We start from the raw sequence: 15,263 nt of genomic DNA on the forward strand, positions 1-15,263 counted from the left end.
GATTAATAACATGAGTAAGCAAGTACAAATACGCGACGCTAAAAAAAGCGATGCGCCAACCATTTTACAGTTTATTACCGAACTGGCCATTTACGAAAAAGAACCCGATGCAGTAAAAACAGATGAGCAGGCAATTATAAAAACGCTGTTTAGTGAGGGGGCAACAGCACACAGTGTTATTTGCCTTGAAGATGATGAGCCTATTGGCTTTGCTGTGTATTTTTATAATTACTCTACGTGGCTGGGTAAAAATGGATTGTATTTAGAGGATTTATACGTAAGCCCTGACAGCCGTGGCAATGGCGCGGGCAAACTAATAATGAAGCACTTGGCTAATAAAGCCATAAAAAACGACTGTGGGCGTTTTGAGTGGGTAGTACTTGATTGGAACAAACCCGCTATCGATTTTTATAATAGCATTGGGGCAAAAGCCCAAAACGAATGGATAATCTATCGCCTAGCAGGCCAAGACTTGCTCGATTTTGCAGAGCAATCGTGATACTTACACGCTTAACTCACTAAGTGGGTTGGTATGATACTTTTAAAAGCAGATGAGTGCCGAAAATGGCCAGTACAGGTTTAAAACATTGCTATGCTAAGGTACGTTTTATTGATTAAGACCCTTGATGAATAATCAGTATTGGCAAAAAGCGCGGCAAAGCCGTGATGCCCGATTTGACGGTTTATTTTACGTTGCCGTAAAAAGCACCGGCATTTATTGTCGGCCGATTTGCCCCGCACCTACTGCACATGAAAAAAACGTGTTGTACTATCAATACGCGCACAATGCCGCGCAAGCGGGCTTTAGGCCGTGTATACGCTGCCGGCCCGATAGTGCGCCAGGTAGCGCGGCTTGGCTGGGAGTAAAAACCACTGCACTAAGAGCTAAGCAATTAATTGACCTAGGTGAGAATGATAATTGCGAAATACTTGCTACTCGCTTGGGTATTACGAGCCGTTACTTGAGGCGTATATTTAACCAGCACTTTGGTGTGTCTATTACTCAATATCGTTTATTTAACCAATGTCAGTTTGCCAAAAAGCTTATTCAAGAAACCACATTACCAATAACCGATATTGCCTTTGCAGCTGGGTTTAAAAGTGTGCGCCGTTTTAATGATGCCTTTTTACAACAATTGCATTTAGCGCCATCAACGCTCAGAAAAACAAAAAAAGAGTCAAGCCCTGTGATTATATTAACGCTTCCCTTTAGGCCCCCCTACAATTGGCAAGCCTTACATAGCTTTTTATCAAAGCGACTAATATCGCCTATGGAGTGGATAACCCCGAATAGTTATGGGCGAACATTTAAGTTAAATGGGGCTGTAGGCCATTTTAACGCGCACTTTAAAGCGAAAAATAACCATTTTAAAGTTGAAATAGTGATAGACAATACCGAGCATTTACATAAAGTTATTAATAATATTCGTCGTGTGCTCGATGTAGATGCTGACATAAACCATATAGAAACTCACTTGAAGGGTAGTATAAATGGTGCATTTAATTTAAGTGAAGGATTAAGATTGCCTGGAATATGGTCGAGCTTTGAAGCGGGGATCCGCGCTGTGCTAGGTCAGCAAGTTAGTGTAGCAGCGGCACATACTTTAGTTACAAAGTTAGTCGCAGAGCGTGGTGATCAACATGCTGATAAAATATATTTTCCACAGCCAGAGGACTTAGCTACCTGCGACTTTGAATTTTTTAAAATGCCGCAATCGCGCAAAAATGCATTAAAAAATTTATCTAAGTACTGCGCCGATAACCCTGAAAATAGCCTTTTAGATAATTGGCTTGAGATAAAAGGGATAGGCCCATGGACCGTTAACTACGCCAAACTGCGCGGGCAAAGTAACCCAGATATATTGTTAGCTGGCGATCTGGGCGTAAAAAAAGCGTTAGTAAATACGCAGCAATTTAACCCTGAACTGAGCGCCCCATTTCGCTCATACTTAACCTTTCAGCTATGGCAACAACTTTCATGATTATCCAAACCGCTATTTCGAGCCCAATTGACGACGTTATCATTCAAGCAACCGAAAACGGCGTGAGCTATGTCGGTTTTTATCCAAAAACACACTACACACATACACCCATTGAGCAGGTGACGAATGTACCGGCTTTAATTTGCGCAAAGCAATTAAACGAATACTTTAATGGCAGACGAACAACCTTTAATGTGCCATTAGATACGCATGGTACGCCTTTTCAAAACAGTGTGTGGCAAGCATTACTCAGTGTCCCTTTTGGTAAAACCAGTACTTATGGTGATATAGCCCGGCTGTTAAACAATCCAAAGGCGGTAAGAGCTGTAGGGGCTGCAAACGGTAAAAACCCTATTAGTATTATTGTGCCGTGCCACCGGATCATAGGCGCAAACGCAAAGTTAACAGGCTACGCTGGTGGGCTTGCAAGAAAGCAATGGTTGTTAAAGCATGAAGGTTTAATATAGATTATAATCATTAACTTAGGCATTTATAAAACGACGCGCTACACTTTAGGTAACTCAGCTAAAATAAAAATATTATGAGAATATATAGACTTATCAGCTTGTTCTGTGCTTTTACATTTGCAGCCCCTGCGCTGGCTGACCCAACGAATTTAGTGTTTTGCTACGAAGACAAAGACGTAGCACCTATGTTTTTAGGGGTAGGGCAGGAAGTACCGATAGATAACCCTGGCGCTTCGATTGAAATTTTAAAGCAATTAGATGCCGACATACCCAATGTGACTATTTCATTTGTTAGAAAACCATGGCGCAGGTGCCTAAACGATTTAGAACTTAACCGTGTTAATGCGGTTATTGCCAGTTATCGTGCTGGGCGTGAACGTTTTGCTGTGTACCCTACAAACGAAAAGGGCGTATTGCTAGAAAGATTTGCAGTGAGTCGTTTTAGTAGCTGCTTAATAGGGCGAGCGCGTTTTCATAAACAATGGAAAACCCGCCAAGTATTTCAAAATAAAGCATTCACTATTGCCATCCCTAATGGCTATGGCTTGAACAGCGCGCTAAAAGAAGAGCCTTTTTACATTCATAATACGTTTTCTAAAGATAAAGCATTTGAATTACTTGATAAAGGCGTTGTGCAGGCAAGTGTTGACTTATGCCAAGTAGATGACTTAAAAGTGTCGAGCTATCAACATAAAGGGAGTGATGTGAAACCCCTTTACCCACCTTATGAAACAACGGACGGTTATTTAATTTTTTCAAAGCAGTTTTATCAGCAAAATAGCCAGCTTAGTAAAGAGATATGGCAATGGCTAGCGCACTTTGATAGTGCTGAAATTTACATAAAATACTTGCAAGCTGTTGAGTAATAAGAAAATCAAAGCGCTTATTAACTAAAATAGCGATATGAAATTTGTATTAATCGTATATTAAGGTAGCATAAGCGCACTTTTTATCTTAAGGCACGGCAATGGCTCAATTATACTTTTACTACTCTGCGATGAATGCGGGTAAATCAACCACCTTGTTACAATCTGCGTTTAACTATCGTGAGCGCGGCATGGAGCCCGTTATTTTAACGGCTGCCATTGATAACCGCTCTGGTGTAGGGAAAGTATCGTCTCGTATCGGTCTTAAAGCTGATGCACATATATTTGATGAATCTAAAAATGTATTTGATTTGATTCAAAACCTTCAAAACGAAAAAAAACGCCACTGTGTCTTGGTCGACGAATGCCAGTTTTTATCTAAAGAGCAAGTTATGCAACTAACTGATGTGGTTGATGAACTTGGTATTCCAGTATTATGTTATGGCCTGCGAAGCGACTTTAGAGGCGAGTTATTTATAGGCTCTCAGTATTTGCTAGCATGGGCCGACAAGCTGGTTGAACTTAAAACAGTATGTCATTGCGGCCGTAAAGCCAATCATGTGTTGCGCACAGATGAAAACGGCAATGCGATTGCCGATGGTAACCAAGTAGAAATTGGCGGCAACGACCGATACGTTTCGGTGTGCCGCAAACATTATAAAGCAGAATTAAATATGGGCCGCTAAGGCATTTAAAAATGTATCAATATCTTCGCGCGTAATATCTAAATGCGTTACTAGCCTAAGCTGCTTGCTTGGGCTAAATAATATACCTTGCAGCTTAAGCGCTTGTGCAAGCTCTTCAATATTAATACTACTACTGTACGTAGCATACACCATGTTGGTGGTGTTACTCATATCTACAGTAAAACCGCTTAATTTATTTAACTTTTGAGCTAAATAACGCGCATTAGCATGATCATCTTGCAAGCGATTTACATTGTGCTCAAGTGCATATTGACCAGCGGCTGCAAGCATTCCTGCTTGGCGCATGCCGCCACCGAGTACTTTTCTCCAGCGCCTAGCTTTGTCAATTAATGCTGGTGAGCCCAATAATAGCGAGCCGATTGGCGCACCTAAGCCTTTAGATAAACAAATTGAAACAGAATCAAAGTGCTTTGTAATTGCTGTTATATCTACATTTAGATCAACCGCTGCATTAAACGCGCGCGCACCATCTAAATGCAGTGCTAATTTATGCGTATTTACAAAGTCGCGAGCTTGAGCTAAGTACTCAAGCGGGAGCACTTTACCGCCAATGGTATTTTCAAGGCTAAGCAAGCGCGTGTTGGCAAAATGGCAGTCGTTAGGTTTTATAGCTTCGGCAACCTTGTTAAAACATAAGCTGCCGTCTTTTTCGTTTTCGATAGGTTGAGGTTGTATTGAGCCAAGTACGGCAGCGCCACCGCCTTCAAACTTATAGTTATGGGCATTTTGTCCACAAATATATTCATCCCCGCGCTCACAATGCGCCATTAAAGCTAATAAATTGGCTTGCGTGCCAGAGCTACAATAAAGCGCAGCGTTAAAATTAAAGCGCTCACATGCATATGCCTCTAATTCGTTTACGCTAGGATCATCGCCGTATACATCATCGCCAACTGGGGCATTATGCATTGCATCGCGCATGGCTTTGGAAGGTTGAGTAACGGTGTCTGAGCGAAAATCTATCATTGTTGTTATTCCTTTATTAGCCTTATTATTTTATGGGTTTACATAAACTCTTCAAAAATGTGTTCTCGGGTAGCTTTATCAAAATAACTCCACGCAATAAAGCGACTTACTTTTTGCCCCTGCGCCATATCTATAATTTTATATTCAGCAATAGGGAGTGTACTGAGTTTTTTTTCTAACGTAGCAAGCGTTTCTTTTTTTGAAACCAGTGACGTAAACCATATTACCTGCTCCGCAAATTGCTCGCTTTCAGTAATCATATTACTGATAAACTTCTCTTCACCCCCTTCGCACCACAGCTCGTTATTTTGGCCACCAAAGTTAAGCGCGTTTTGGGGTGTTTTACCTAAATTTTTCCATTTGCGTTCAGTACCTTTACTAGCCTCATCAGCACTTGCGTGAAACGGGGGATTACACAGGGTTAAATGAAATAAGTCTTTTTGGTTAATAATGCCTTTAAAAATAGAAGATGCATTTTTTTGATGTTTTACGGTGATTTTTAAACCGTTAAACTGCGCTATTTGCTTTGCAATTTTTATTGAACTTGCATCTATATCACTCCCCGTAAAGTGCCAGTTATACTCGTGGCTACCTGTAAGAGGGTAAACTAAGTTAGCCCCTGTCCCAATATCAAGCGCTTTAATTTTACGTCCTGTCGGTATGTTTTGTTGGTTATCTGTGCTTAATAAATCGGCTAAGTGATGTATGTAATCTACTCGCCCTGGAATAGGGGGGCATAAGTTTTGATCGGGTATATCCCAAAATTCTATATTATAGTGCGCTTTTAATAGAGCTTGGTTAAGCGTTTTAACGGCTTTGTTATTGCTAAAATCGATGCTTTTACTGCCCGCAGGAGTTGTTATTATAAAAGGTGCTAACGCATTATGTTTTTCACATAACATGTCCAAATCGTAGCCATGTAAGTGTTGATTGCGAGGATGTAACTTGTTGCTGTTTGATTTTGATTTCATAGCTTAAATTTAGCAATTCAATAATGATGTAATTGTATCAAATGCCCCGCTAAAAAGTGCAACCATTTACTTTAGAATTAACCATGCTACTGGTAGGATGAGTAAATAAAAATAACAAAGGAAAATTTGTGGCAATCACTCAGCAATCACATTTTGTTCAATTAAACAATCAACAAACTTTGCATCTACGCCGTATAGCAAACGACAAGCAAGCAGGCCCCGTCGTGTTTTTAATGCATGGAGCAGTAGAAAACGGCAAAATTTTTTATACTCACAGTAATAAAGGTTTAGCGCCTTTTTTGGCGGAGCAAGGATATTGTTGTTATGTAGCAGACCTGCGTGGGCGTGGTGAAAGTAAGCCGCTGATTTCACGTCATGCTAAATATGGTCAAACGGAGGCGATAGTTGAAGATATTCCCGCCTTTATTAATTATATAGAGGAAGTGGAGAGCAAAAAGCCTGACTATTGGGTCGCTCACTCCTGGGGGGGCGTTTTAATGAATAGCGTTTTTGCTCGTTTTCCTGAGTATGTAAAAGACGTGAAGGCTTGTGCCTATTTTGGCTCAAAACGTTCATTATTTAACAACCACCCTAAAAAGTTACTGCAAGCGAATGTGATTTGGTACTTTATGGCGCCATTACTCGCTAAAAAGCATGGTTACTTAAACGCGAAAGGCTATAAGTGGGGCAGCGATAACGAATCGCAAAAGTCGCATTATCAAAGTATGCAATGGGCTAAAAAAAGGCCTTGGGTTGATAGCGATGATGGTTTTGATTACGCAAGCGCGTTAGCTAAGCTGCATGTCCCCCCTACACTTCATATTGGCGCAGTAAACGACAAAGCTCTGGCGCAGCCTATTGATATCAAAAAGTTTATGGCAGAGTCAGGGCCTGGAAAACAAACCCTCAAAATTTATGGCAAGTGCTATGGCCACAGTGTGGATTACGATCATATTAATATGCTTACGCACCCACAGGCACGAGATGAACAGTTTAAAGATGTGTTGGACTGGTTTAATGAGCACAGTTAAGCCATTAGGCTTGCTCAAATTGTTTTAAAAGCGGTGTTTTATAGCGTTCCCAATGCGCAAGTGCGTGTGTATTAATTGGCTGCCTAATAGCGTGTTTGCTTAATGTGCTAACAGCAGCTTTACGCTTATAAAATGCTAAGCATTTCGGTTCATATTCACACCCTAAAAATGAAAACAAAGCACTTAGCTGTGCCTTTGGCTCAACAACTATTTGCTCATAATGCATATCGTATAGCGGCAATGAGGGCAGACTGCGCCAGTGGTTCATCAGTTTTGTATACAACGCATGATAAAGTTTAAATTCTTTTAAATCGCAAAAGTACGGTTCATTTTCAGCGAAATAGTTACTAAACACAGAAAAAGCGGTGGCGTTAAACTCTCTACTTAAGTTAATAAATTTAGCGTGAGGAAACAGTAAATAAATTAAGCCTATAGATTGGTAGTTACTTGGTAGCTTATTAATAATAAAAGGGCGTATTGGCTGAGCTTTTTTTAGCTCTTCAATATAAATATTGCGCGCTTTTGTAATTAAATCAGTATTTAATATATCTAAGCATTGGGGATAAGGCGTTTGTGTTTGTTGCTCTATAAAAGCCACTACTTGGTTACTAATACTGGTGTTTTCACCTAACGTGGCAAATTGTGAGTGGTTAGCCAGCATCTGCTCAAGTAAGGTAGAGCCACTTCGGGGCATGCCTATAATAAATACGGGCGTAATAGTACCGGTAAAAGTGTGATCGGCAGATGCAATTAAAGTCTGTGTATTGTGCATGATTATTTGTTCATAAAAAGGCACTAAATCACTGGTTTTAAAGGAAGCGAGCTTTTTTTGAAGTTTATTGGCAAGCAAATAATAGTTAAACGCTTGCTCTGTGTCCTCTAGTTTGTCGTAGCTTTTGCCTAATGCGTAATAACACACCATTTTTAAGCGCAGGTTGTTAGTTTGTGTCAAAAAGTGGTGTAGGTTACTCACATAGTTGTGTTCTTTATTAAAACGGCCCAATTGAACTAATTCAAATAATATATAAGCCGTTACAGGATAAATCCCCATACTTAGCGCATGCGCAAATGTAGTGTGCGCCTTGTCTAATTCACCGTAGTTTAAATAATGCTGGGCTAAGTAGTAGTGAGGCTCCGGGTTATGGCTTGCAAGGCTTTTAGCATATTCGAGTACTTTAAGCGCATCGTCAGGGGATTGGACACCATTAAAAGCATCGGCAAGGGCGTGTAAAGGTTCTAGCATATGAGGTAAACGTTCGCATGCTTTTTGTAATAAGTATACCGCTGCATCAAAGCGCTCTAGCCTAAGCGCTATTCTACCTAATCCAAAAAATGCCTCGCCGCTTTGTGGGTCACTATTTAAAATTGCTTTAAAATGAAACTCAGCTTCTTTGAGTTTATTTTGCTGTAATAATTGATTGGCTTTTTTAATTAGCATGATGAGACATTATTGTTTTTTAATTAATATAAAATAAAAAAGGCGAAATGTCTTACCATTTCGCCTTGGTTTATCATGAAAAAATATTAGAACGTATAGGTTGCTTTCGCGTAGTAAAAGCCACCGTTAATACCGTATGGAGACGTTTCGTAGTATTGCCCGCCCCAGTTGTTGTTAGGAATACCGGTACGGTCTTCAAAATCAAGTTTTTCAGCGTCTTGGTCAAAGATGTTTTGTGCACCTACCGAGAAGCTAATAGATTCGTTTAAGAAGTACGTTATTTCAGCGTCAATGGTCACCGCTGCGTCAGCTGTTTTTGCTGTTGCATCGTAATCTACGTGAACACCTTGGTATTCGCCGTAGTAATTAGCACGGGTAAACATTGAAAAAGATTCCCACTGCTGTGCCCAAGTAAGCGTTGCACGGTGGTTAGGTAAATCTTCTTCTAAGCGCTTAACTTTAAACTCACCGGTAATGTCGCTGAACTTAGTTACTTCAGTTTCATTCCAGTTGTAAGCAAGGCTAAATGTAGAGCTTCCGCCTAGCATGTCAGCTGTGTAGTTAGCTACTAAGTCAATACCTTGCGTTGTAGTATCAAAGTCATTAGTAAAGAAGCTTACTTGCGCATAGCTTTGTGCATTAGGTACACCTGCTGCTTCTAACGTGTCTTTATCAGCTTGGCTTAATACGATTTTTTCTGATTGGCTGATGCGATCTTCTACGTCAATGTTGTAGTAATCAAGCGTTAAGAATAAATCACCAATTGTGTATACTGCACCTAATGTGTAGCTTTGCGATTCTTCAGGTGTTAGCTCTGTACCACCGAGTTGCACAGCAATTGGGTTTGTTGGTGGTAATAATGCAGAATCTTGTAACACACCGTCACTTAGGTTGGTTTGTACGTTACTTACGTTTGCTTGGCCAACAGTAGGCGCACGGAAACCTGTACTTACAGAACCACGAATATTTAAGTCTTCTGTAAGGTGGTACTGTGCCATCACTTTATAGTTGGTAGTTGAACCAAAGCTGTCGTAATCTTCAAAACGTACTGCAAGGCCCATTAAGAACTCTTCAGTAAAAGGTGCTTCTACATCAACATAGGCTGCGTAGTTACGGCGGGTGTATTCGCCGGCATCTGACGGTTTAAAACCTGGGAAGCCGTTAGAGCCAATGCCAAAACCTTGATCAGTTAATGGACCTGCTGTAAATGACGCTTCGTCACCAGAAATAACAGTGAATGTTTCTTCGTGCCATTCTAAACCACCAGCAATATTTACATCGTACGCTAGGTCAAAATCAAAGCCTTTTGAAAGGTCAAAGTTAAAGTTTTTCTCTAGTTGCTCGTATTTACCTGGGCTAAAATCACGCGGGGTGTCTGCCCCTAATGAGGCATTAACTGTATCGTAAATAAAGTAGCGTGATTCATTTAAACCCACCGTACCACTTAAATCATAAAAAGCACCTTTAAAGAAACCACCTGTAAACATACCCTTTGTACCAATGGTCAAAGAGGTATCTGTGATGTTACCACCAAAGTTAGGTGTAAAACCGCCAGGGATCACTTCGTTAAATGCAAAACAATCAGGGTTGTTTGCCACACCGCTAATGTAGTCTGGATTATCTAAAACGTTATCGTCAATCGCGATAGTAGGACAGTTAGCGCTCATATCTTCTGTTAAATCAGCAACTAAAAGCGTTTCACCGCCGTCATTTGAGTAAACACCTGGGCGAGTATGTGGGTTACGGTAGTAAAAGCCACCACGTACATCACGCTCAGAATAGTTACCAAACATATAAAATTCAGAGTCGTTTGTTAGCTCTAATCCGACATTACCAAAAATTGAAATGTCGTCATCAACTTCAGGTGCACCCCAAACTTGCGCAAGCGAAGACACTTCTGGTACACCTGCAGCAGAAAGTGCGGCTGCATCAGGGCGTTGCTCTGAGCGACTTGTCGCATCTGCTGTTTTATATTGAAAACTTAAGTTAGCAAAGCCGTTGTCAGTAAATGGTAAGCCTACGTTACCCGATATCTGTGTGGTATCACCGTCGCCTTCGTAGTATTGACCATGGCGTACTTCGAACTTACCCCCTTCAGAGGCATCTTTTAGTTGGAAGTTCATTACACCTGCGATAGCATCAGAGCCATATTGTGCTGCTGCGCCATCGCGTAGTACTTCTACTTGCTTAAGTGCAATACTTGGGATTACTGAAATATCAGCACCTTGTGCACCATCGTTAATACCACCACCTAAAAATGCAATAACTGAAGCACGGTGACGGCGTTTACCATTTAAAAGAATTAACGTGCTATCTGAGGGCAGACCACGTAAGTTAGCTGGGCGTACTAGTGATGCTGCATCACTAATAGGGTTTTGGTGAACATTAAAAGAAGGAACAGAGCCTTTTAGTAGTTCAAGCATGTCAGTGTTACCTGACTTTTCAAGCTCTTCACCGCCAATAATATCAATAGGAACTGGTGAATCACCAATAGAGCGTGGCGCTGAGCGCGTACCTACTACGGCAATTTTTTCAACATTTTTGTTTACTTTGGTTTCACTTTCTTCTGCTGCAATAACAGACCCTGATATAAACAAACCAGCTGTGGTCGTTGTAGCTAAAGCAAATCTAATTGCTTGATTTAGCGTGTTGCTTTTAAGTTTCATTCTAATTTTCCCCAGTTAGAATATATTCTGTACGTAATGCAGTAATTAACACTACTTATTTATTATTTTGGACGTGTTCACATGGGGATAAAAAGTCAACCTACTCGACTTTTTAGAGCTAAAAGCTCACCTCATGTGAAGTCCTATGTACAGCCTATACATAAAAAACTTTGAGGGCAATTAATAATTAACGCTTTAATAACAAAAAGTTCAAATCAAAATATATTTGCAACAATGGTGCAGTATGTAACTAATTTGAACTAATAAAGTGCGGTTTTAGTGTTTTTTAGAAGATTTAATGCGTGAAGCAGGCAGGTAAATGTTATCAACTTGTTTATTCAAGTTAGTTTGAAGGTGGGTTTTGCGCTTGCCAGTCACGATACTTTTGCCTGTATTCGTCCCACACGCAAGGGCAGCAGCTGCCTCCACCGCAACATTCATCAGGCTTAGGTTTTTGGGGTTTAGGGATGGCTACTTTTGGTTTGTTTTGCATAGAAATGAGTTTATAAGCACTGATATGGTGCAAAAGCATAAAGTATAGGGCGTATTAAGTAAATTATTCTTGTGTAAAACCCTTTATGTGTGAGAATACACGCTATGCGATTATATAAAGTTATTCACCGTGCGCCTTGGCGGGTAGTTAAAATTAGTAAAAAGCGCCAACAGCTTCGCTTTCGTCGTGCCATGGTGGCGCTTAAAATTGCGCTCGAGCAAGAAAAGCAAGAAACCATAGAAATGCTCACTATTTATAAGCGTTACACGCAAGGGCAAACCAGCAAAGAAGAGTTAAAACGTGCTAACGAGCAGTTTGTTGATATTTTAAAGGGGCTTGGTCTTGGTGTATTTGCCGTACTGCCGTTTGCTCCTATTACTATTCCTTTGGTGGTTAAGCTAGGCCAGTTAGTAGGCGTTGATGTATTGCCAAGCTCGTTTAACATTAATAAACCCGTCAAAGATCTCGACGCCGAAATTATTAAAGAGGATTTAAAACAACATACTAAAGCACCTAATAAAGAATAAACTAGGTTAAATTAGCTATACCTTTTGGTCACTCTTATTGATATGCTTTGAGGTACCATTTTTTATTTTATGAGCTTTTCAATGAGTGCATTACTTCGTCATACTTCTTCTGGTATTCCTTTATCTTTTATTCTCAAAAACGAGTTCACTGACTGGCAATCTCAACAACCGACTTTTATACAAACATGGTTAACTAATAGTGGCTTTGAAAAGCAAGGTTTAGCGCTTGTGCCGGATGCGCAAACCGGTGAGTTAAGCCACGTATATTGTTTATTACAAAGCAAAGATGATTTTTGGGCCGCAGGCGAGCTTGCCAATAAATTACCGCTGGGCACGTATCAAATTCAGGGCGATGATACCTTTGTAGAACAAGTAGCACTTGGTTTTGTGTTAGGCGGCTATGAATTTAGCGAATATAAAGAAAAACCAACTGCCAAGGCTCAACTGGCCATTGCCGATGAAGCATTGTATCAACGTATCAAGCAACAAGCCGATGCTATCTATTTGGCGCGTGATTTAGTAAATACACCGGCGGTCGATATGATGCCGCAGCACTTATCGCAAGTAATGGAAGATTTAGCCAACAATTATAATGGCGAATTTACTCAGTGGATTGGCGATGAGCTACTTGAGCAAAATTACCCAACTATACACATGGTAGGGCGCGCCAGCGAAAACAAACCGCGTTTACTTGATTTAAAATGGGGCGACAAAAACGCACCGCTTATTACCTTAGTCGGTAAAGGGGTATGTTTTGACTCTGGTGGGCTTGATTTAAAACCAAGCACAGGCATGCGTAACATGAAAAAAGACATGGGCGGTGCAGCGCATGTTATTGCATTAGCTCAGTTAATTATGGCAGCTAATTTACCAATTAGATTACGCGTTTTAGTGCCTGCGGTTGAAAACGCGGTATCACGAAATGCATTTCGCCCAGGTGATGTAATTAAAACGCGTAAAGGCATTATGGTTGAAATCGACAATACCGATGCAGAAGGGCGTTTAGTATTGTGTGATGCACTTAGCGAGGCACAAAACGATAACCCTGAACTAATTATTGACTTTGCGACCTTAACAGGTGCTTGTCGTGTTGCTTTAGGGACTGAGTTACCGGGCTTTTTCTCAACAGAGCGCGATGTAGCAAATGGGATTATTGATGCAGGTATGGATGTAAACGATCCTGTATGGCAATTGCCTTTATTTGATCAGTACAAAAGCTTTTTAAAGAGCGATGTAGCCGATATGGCTAACTGTGCCAGCACACCGTTTGGTGGGGCCATCACCGCAGCGCTTTATTTAAAAGAATTTGTAGAGCCAACCACTCCATGGGTACATTTTGATGTAATGGCGTGGAATTTACGTGCATTACCTGGTCGCCCAACAGGTGGTGAAGCGTTAGGGATTCGTGCGGTATTTAATTACCTGCAAAGTCGCTTTAAATAAACCTTGTTATACGAGGGTTATACCTCGTATAACTCAAGTGGCAGGTTATCTGGATCGGCAAAAAAGGTGAATTTTTTGCCGGTTATTTCATCCACTCTTATCGCTTCCACTGTTATATTTTGTGACTCTAAATACTGTTTTGCTTGGGCAACGTTTTTAACTTTAAATGCTAGATGCCTTAAGCCCTGCGCTTCTGGGTAGCTTGGTCTTGCAGGGGCTCCATCAAACGAAAAGAGCTCTATTTGGCTGCCATCAGGCATGGCTAAATCTAACTTATACGAATTACGTGCCGCTCTAAAGTGCTCGTTAATAACGTCAAGTTTAAGTATGTTGCTATAAAAGTGTTTAGAACGAGCGTAGTCACTGCAAATAATAGCAGCATGATGAATACCTAATAGTTCCAAGTTAGTTCCTTAATTTTATTGTCCTTAAAAACAAAAACGCACCAAAAAGTGCGTTTATGCATAGCTTGTTACATGTGTTTTTAGTTTGGCTCAGCTTCCTGGCATGTTTTAACGGCTGGAGCCACAAGCTCAAGGCCTGTTAACTCACACGGTGGTAAGGTTGCATCACTTACTTTAATAGGTGTTACACGCTCGCCCCATTTTATGTAGCTTGCTGCCCACGTTAAACCAGCACCAAACGCTGCCGACATAATATTTGAGTGTGGTTTAATTAACCCTTTTTCTACGGCTTCACATAACGCAATAGCAATAGTTGCAGCCGATGTATTACCATATTCTCCAATATTTACCATTACTTTTTCATCAGCTACTTTTAAGCGATGCTGAATTGCTTGAATTATGCGTAGGTTAGCTTGGTGCGGGACAAGTACGTTTATGTCATCAAGGCTTAAATTAGCTTGCGTTAATACATCATCACACGCTTCGCTCATACCTTTAACAGCACGTTTGAAAATTTCACGGCCTTCAAATAGTAAGTCCGATGGGCCAATTGGCTCATACTTATTTAAATCACTACCAAAGTTGGTGATGTGTAAAATGTCTCTGTCTTCGCTATCGCAGCCGGTTTTAGTGCCAAGTAGGCCTGCAGGTGTTTCTGCGGCTTCTAGTACTACGGCGCCAGCGCCATCCCCAAATAATACAGCACTGTCACGGCGTGCCCAGTTTACATACCAAGTCATACGCTCAGCAGCAATAACCACGGCCTTTTTTATCATTCCCGCTTGAATTTGTGCAGTAGCTGCTTGAAGGGCATATAAAAAACCAGAACACGCAGCATTGGTATCCATCGCTGCAGCGCCGGTAGCGCCAATGTTTTTTTGTACTAAAGAGGCGGTATTGGCCACAACTGTTGAAGGGGTACACGTCGCTAAAATAACTAAATCAATATCCTTTGCATCAATACCAGCACAATCAATGGCGTGTTTAGCTGCAACGGTTGCAAGTTCTGCGGTGCTTACATGGCTAACCCTACGAGATTTAATTCCGGTACGTGTGGTGATCCACTCATCGTTGGTATCAACTATTTCGCTAATTTCATCGTTGCTAATGCTTGCTGGGGGAATGCATTTACCCCAACCTGTGATATGTGCGTAGGCCATAATGTGTTCTCTTAAATGGTGGTCTGACGTGTATTGCTAAAGGATGAGTTATATCAAAAATTGCCCTGTAAGAGAAGTTATTACCCTGTTTTGTCTTTTAAAGTTTAAATTTACTGTAATTTTAAATGCCCGTTGCTGCATT

The 15,263-nt window shown here is 40.9% G+C and carries 15 protein-coding genes; 8 read left to right on the forward strand and 7 right to left on the reverse strand.

Annotated elements, in window-relative coordinates:
• Positions 1–10 precede the first annotated feature (10 nt).
• The 5 genes from CWC17_RS14595 to CWC17_RS14615 all read left to right on the forward strand — a co-directional run bounded on the left by CWC17_RS14595 (position 11) and on the right by CWC17_RS14615 (position 4,001).
• A complete protein-coding gene (locus tag CWC17_RS14595) occupies positions 11–499 on the forward strand; it encodes a GNAT family N-acetyltransferase (RefSeq protein WP_138613686.1) in 489 nt (162 codons plus the stop codon).
• Between the two features lie 127 nt (positions 500–626).
• Positions 627–1,982 carry a DNA-3-methyladenine glycosylase 2 family protein gene (locus CWC17_RS14600; protein WP_055018041.1) on the forward strand — a complete coding sequence of 452 codons (1,356 nt, stop codon included), beginning with the start codon at positions 627–629 and terminating at the stop codon, positions 1,980–1,982.
• Positions 1,979–2,449: a methylated-DNA--[protein]-cysteine S-methyltransferase gene (locus CWC17_RS14605; protein WP_138613688.1), complete on the forward strand. Its 471-nt coding sequence runs from the start codon at positions 1,979–1,981 to the stop codon at positions 2,447–2,449. The genes CWC17_RS14600 and CWC17_RS14605 overlap by 4 nt, the downstream gene beginning before the upstream one ends.
• Positions 2,450–2,523: 74 nt before the next feature.
• A complete protein-coding gene (locus tag CWC17_RS14610) occupies positions 2,524–3,315 on the forward strand; it encodes a transporter substrate-binding domain-containing protein (protein ID WP_138613690.1) in 792 nt (263 codons plus the stop codon).
• Between the two features lie 101 nt (positions 3,316–3,416).
• Positions 3,417–4,001 (forward strand): thymidine kinase, encoded by a 585-nt coding sequence (locus tag CWC17_RS14615; RefSeq protein ID WP_138613692.1) that lies wholly within the window; start codon positions 3,417–3,419, stop codon positions 3,999–4,001.
• Here CWC17_RS14615 and ltaE read toward each other — a convergent pair.
• Together ltaE and rlmF are read right to left on the reverse strand one after the other, a co-directional pair.
• Positions 3,984–4,988, reverse strand: coding sequence for a low-specificity L-threonine aldolase (gene ltaE, locus CWC17_RS14620; RefSeq protein WP_138613694.1), 1,005 nt, complete (start codon positions 4,986–4,988; stop codon positions 3,984–3,986). The two genes, CWC17_RS14615 and ltaE, sit on opposite strands and share 18 nt — an antisense overlap.
• A 38-nt stretch (positions 4,989–5,026) precedes the next feature.
• Positions 5,027–5,959, reverse strand: a complete 933-nt coding sequence (rlmF, locus tag CWC17_RS14625; protein ID WP_138613696.1) for a 23S rRNA (adenine(1618)-N(6))-methyltransferase RlmF — start codon at positions 5,957–5,959, stop codon at positions 5,027–5,029.
• 128 nt (positions 5,960–6,087) lie between these two features.
• On the opposite strand from rlmF, the gene CWC17_RS14630 reads away from it, so the two are divergent.
• A complete protein-coding gene (locus CWC17_RS14630) occupies positions 6,088–6,990 on the forward strand; it encodes an alpha/beta fold hydrolase (protein WP_138613698.1) in 903 nt (300 codons plus the stop codon).
• A gap of 4 nt (positions 6,991–6,994) precedes the next feature.
• Here the strand turns inward: CWC17_RS14630 and CWC17_RS14635 are convergent, their stop codons facing one another.
• The 3 genes from CWC17_RS14635 to CWC17_RS14645 form a co-directional block, all read right to left on the reverse strand.
• Positions 6,995–8,428 carry a tetratricopeptide repeat-containing sulfotransferase family protein gene (locus CWC17_RS14635; protein ID WP_138613699.1) on the reverse strand — a complete coding sequence of 478 codons (1,434 nt, stop codon included), beginning with the start codon at positions 8,426–8,428 and terminating at the stop codon, positions 6,995–6,997.
• Positions 8,429–8,514: 86 nt separating this feature from the next.
• The gene (locus tag CWC17_RS14640) at positions 8,515–11,094 is read right to left on the reverse strand and encodes a TonB-dependent receptor plug domain-containing protein (protein WP_138613701.1); all 2,580 of its coding nucleotides are present in this window, start codon (positions 11,092–11,094) and stop codon (positions 8,515–8,517) included.
• A 343-nt stretch (positions 11,095–11,437) separates the two neighbouring features.
• Positions 11,438–11,587, reverse strand: a complete 150-nt coding sequence (locus CWC17_RS14645) for an oxidoreductase-like domain-containing protein (RefSeq protein WP_082430530.1) — start codon at positions 11,585–11,587, stop codon at positions 11,438–11,440.
• A gap of 104 nt (positions 11,588–11,691) precedes the next feature.
• Between CWC17_RS14645 and CWC17_RS14650 the strand changes: the two genes are divergently transcribed.
• Both CWC17_RS14650 and CWC17_RS14655 read left to right on the forward strand, forming a co-directional pair.
• Positions 11,692–12,114: a hypothetical protein gene (locus tag CWC17_RS14650; protein WP_138613703.1), complete on the forward strand. Its 423-nt coding sequence runs from the start codon at positions 11,692–11,694 to the stop codon at positions 12,112–12,114.
• Positions 12,115–12,195: 81 nt separating this feature from the next.
• On the forward strand, positions 12,196–13,557 hold the full coding sequence (locus CWC17_RS14655) for a leucyl aminopeptidase family protein (protein ID WP_138613705.1): 1,362 nt from the start codon (positions 12,196–12,198) through the stop codon (positions 13,555–13,557).
• 17 nt (positions 13,558–13,574) lie between these two features.
• Here the strand turns inward: CWC17_RS14655 and gloA2 are convergent, their stop codons facing one another.
• Together gloA2 and CWC17_RS14665 are read right to left on the reverse strand one after the other, a co-directional pair.
• Positions 13,575–13,961 (reverse strand): SMU1112c/YaeR family gloxylase I-like metalloprotein, encoded by a 387-nt coding sequence (gloA2, locus tag CWC17_RS14660; RefSeq protein ID WP_138613707.1) that lies wholly within the window; start codon positions 13,959–13,961, stop codon positions 13,575–13,577.
• An 80-nt stretch (positions 13,962–14,041) separates the two neighbouring features.
• Complete coding sequence (locus tag CWC17_RS14665; RefSeq protein WP_138613709.1) at positions 14,042–15,121, reverse strand: ketoacyl-ACP synthase III; 1,080 nt, start codon at positions 15,119–15,121, stop codon at positions 14,042–14,044.
• Positions 15,122–15,263 lie beyond the last annotated feature (142 nt).

The organism is Pseudoalteromonas sp. S3785 (genome assembly GCF_005887365.1).
In the GTDB taxonomy this organism is placed as follows: Bacteria; Pseudomonadota; Gammaproteobacteria; order Enterobacterales; family Alteromonadaceae; genus Pseudoalteromonas.

Excerpts from the sequence above, each read along its gene's own strand:
- CWC17_RS14595 (WP_138613686.1), top strand. The coding sequence starts at position 11 with ATGAGTAAGCAAGTACAAATACGCGACGCTAAAAAAAGCGATGCGCCA.
- CWC17_RS14600 (WP_055018041.1), top strand. The coding sequence starts at position 627 with ATGAATAATCAGTATTGGCAAAAAGCGCGGCAAAGCCGTGATGCCCGA.
- CWC17_RS14605 (WP_138613688.1), top strand. The coding sequence starts at position 1,979 with ATGATTATCCAAACCGCTATTTCGAGCCCAATTGACGACGTTATCATT.
- CWC17_RS14610 (WP_138613690.1), top strand. The coding sequence starts at position 2,524 with ATGAGAATATATAGACTTATCAGCTTGTTCTGTGCTTTTACATTTGCA.
- CWC17_RS14615 (WP_138613692.1), top strand. The coding sequence starts at position 3,417 with ATGGCTCAATTATACTTTTACTACTCTGCGATGAATGCGGGTAAATCA.
- ltaE (WP_138613694.1), bottom strand. The coding sequence starts at position 4,988 with ATGATAGATTTTCGCTCAGACACCGTTACTCAACCTTCCAAAGCCATG.
- rlmF (WP_138613696.1), bottom strand. The coding sequence starts at position 5,959 with ATGAAATCAAAATCAAACAGCAACAAGTTACATCCTCGCAATCAACAC.
- CWC17_RS14635 (WP_138613699.1), bottom strand. The coding sequence starts at position 8,428 with ATGCTAATTAAAAAAGCCAATCAATTATTACAGCAAAATAAACTCAAA.
- CWC17_RS14640 (WP_138613701.1), bottom strand. The coding sequence starts at position 11,094 with ATGAAACTTAAAAGCAACACGCTAAATCAAGCAATTAGATTTGCTTTA.
- CWC17_RS14645 (WP_082430530.1), bottom strand. The coding sequence starts at position 11,587 with ATGCAAAACAAACCAAAAGTAGCCATCCCTAAACCCCAAAAACCTAAG.
- CWC17_RS14650 (WP_138613703.1), top strand. The coding sequence starts at position 11,692 with ATGCGATTATATAAAGTTATTCACCGTGCGCCTTGGCGGGTAGTTAAA.
- CWC17_RS14655 (WP_138613705.1), top strand. The coding sequence starts at position 12,196 with ATGAGTGCATTACTTCGTCATACTTCTTCTGGTATTCCTTTATCTTTT.
- CWC17_RS14665 (WP_138613709.1), bottom strand. The coding sequence starts at position 15,121 with ATGGCCTACGCACATATCACAGGTTGGGGTAAATGCATTCCCCCAGCA.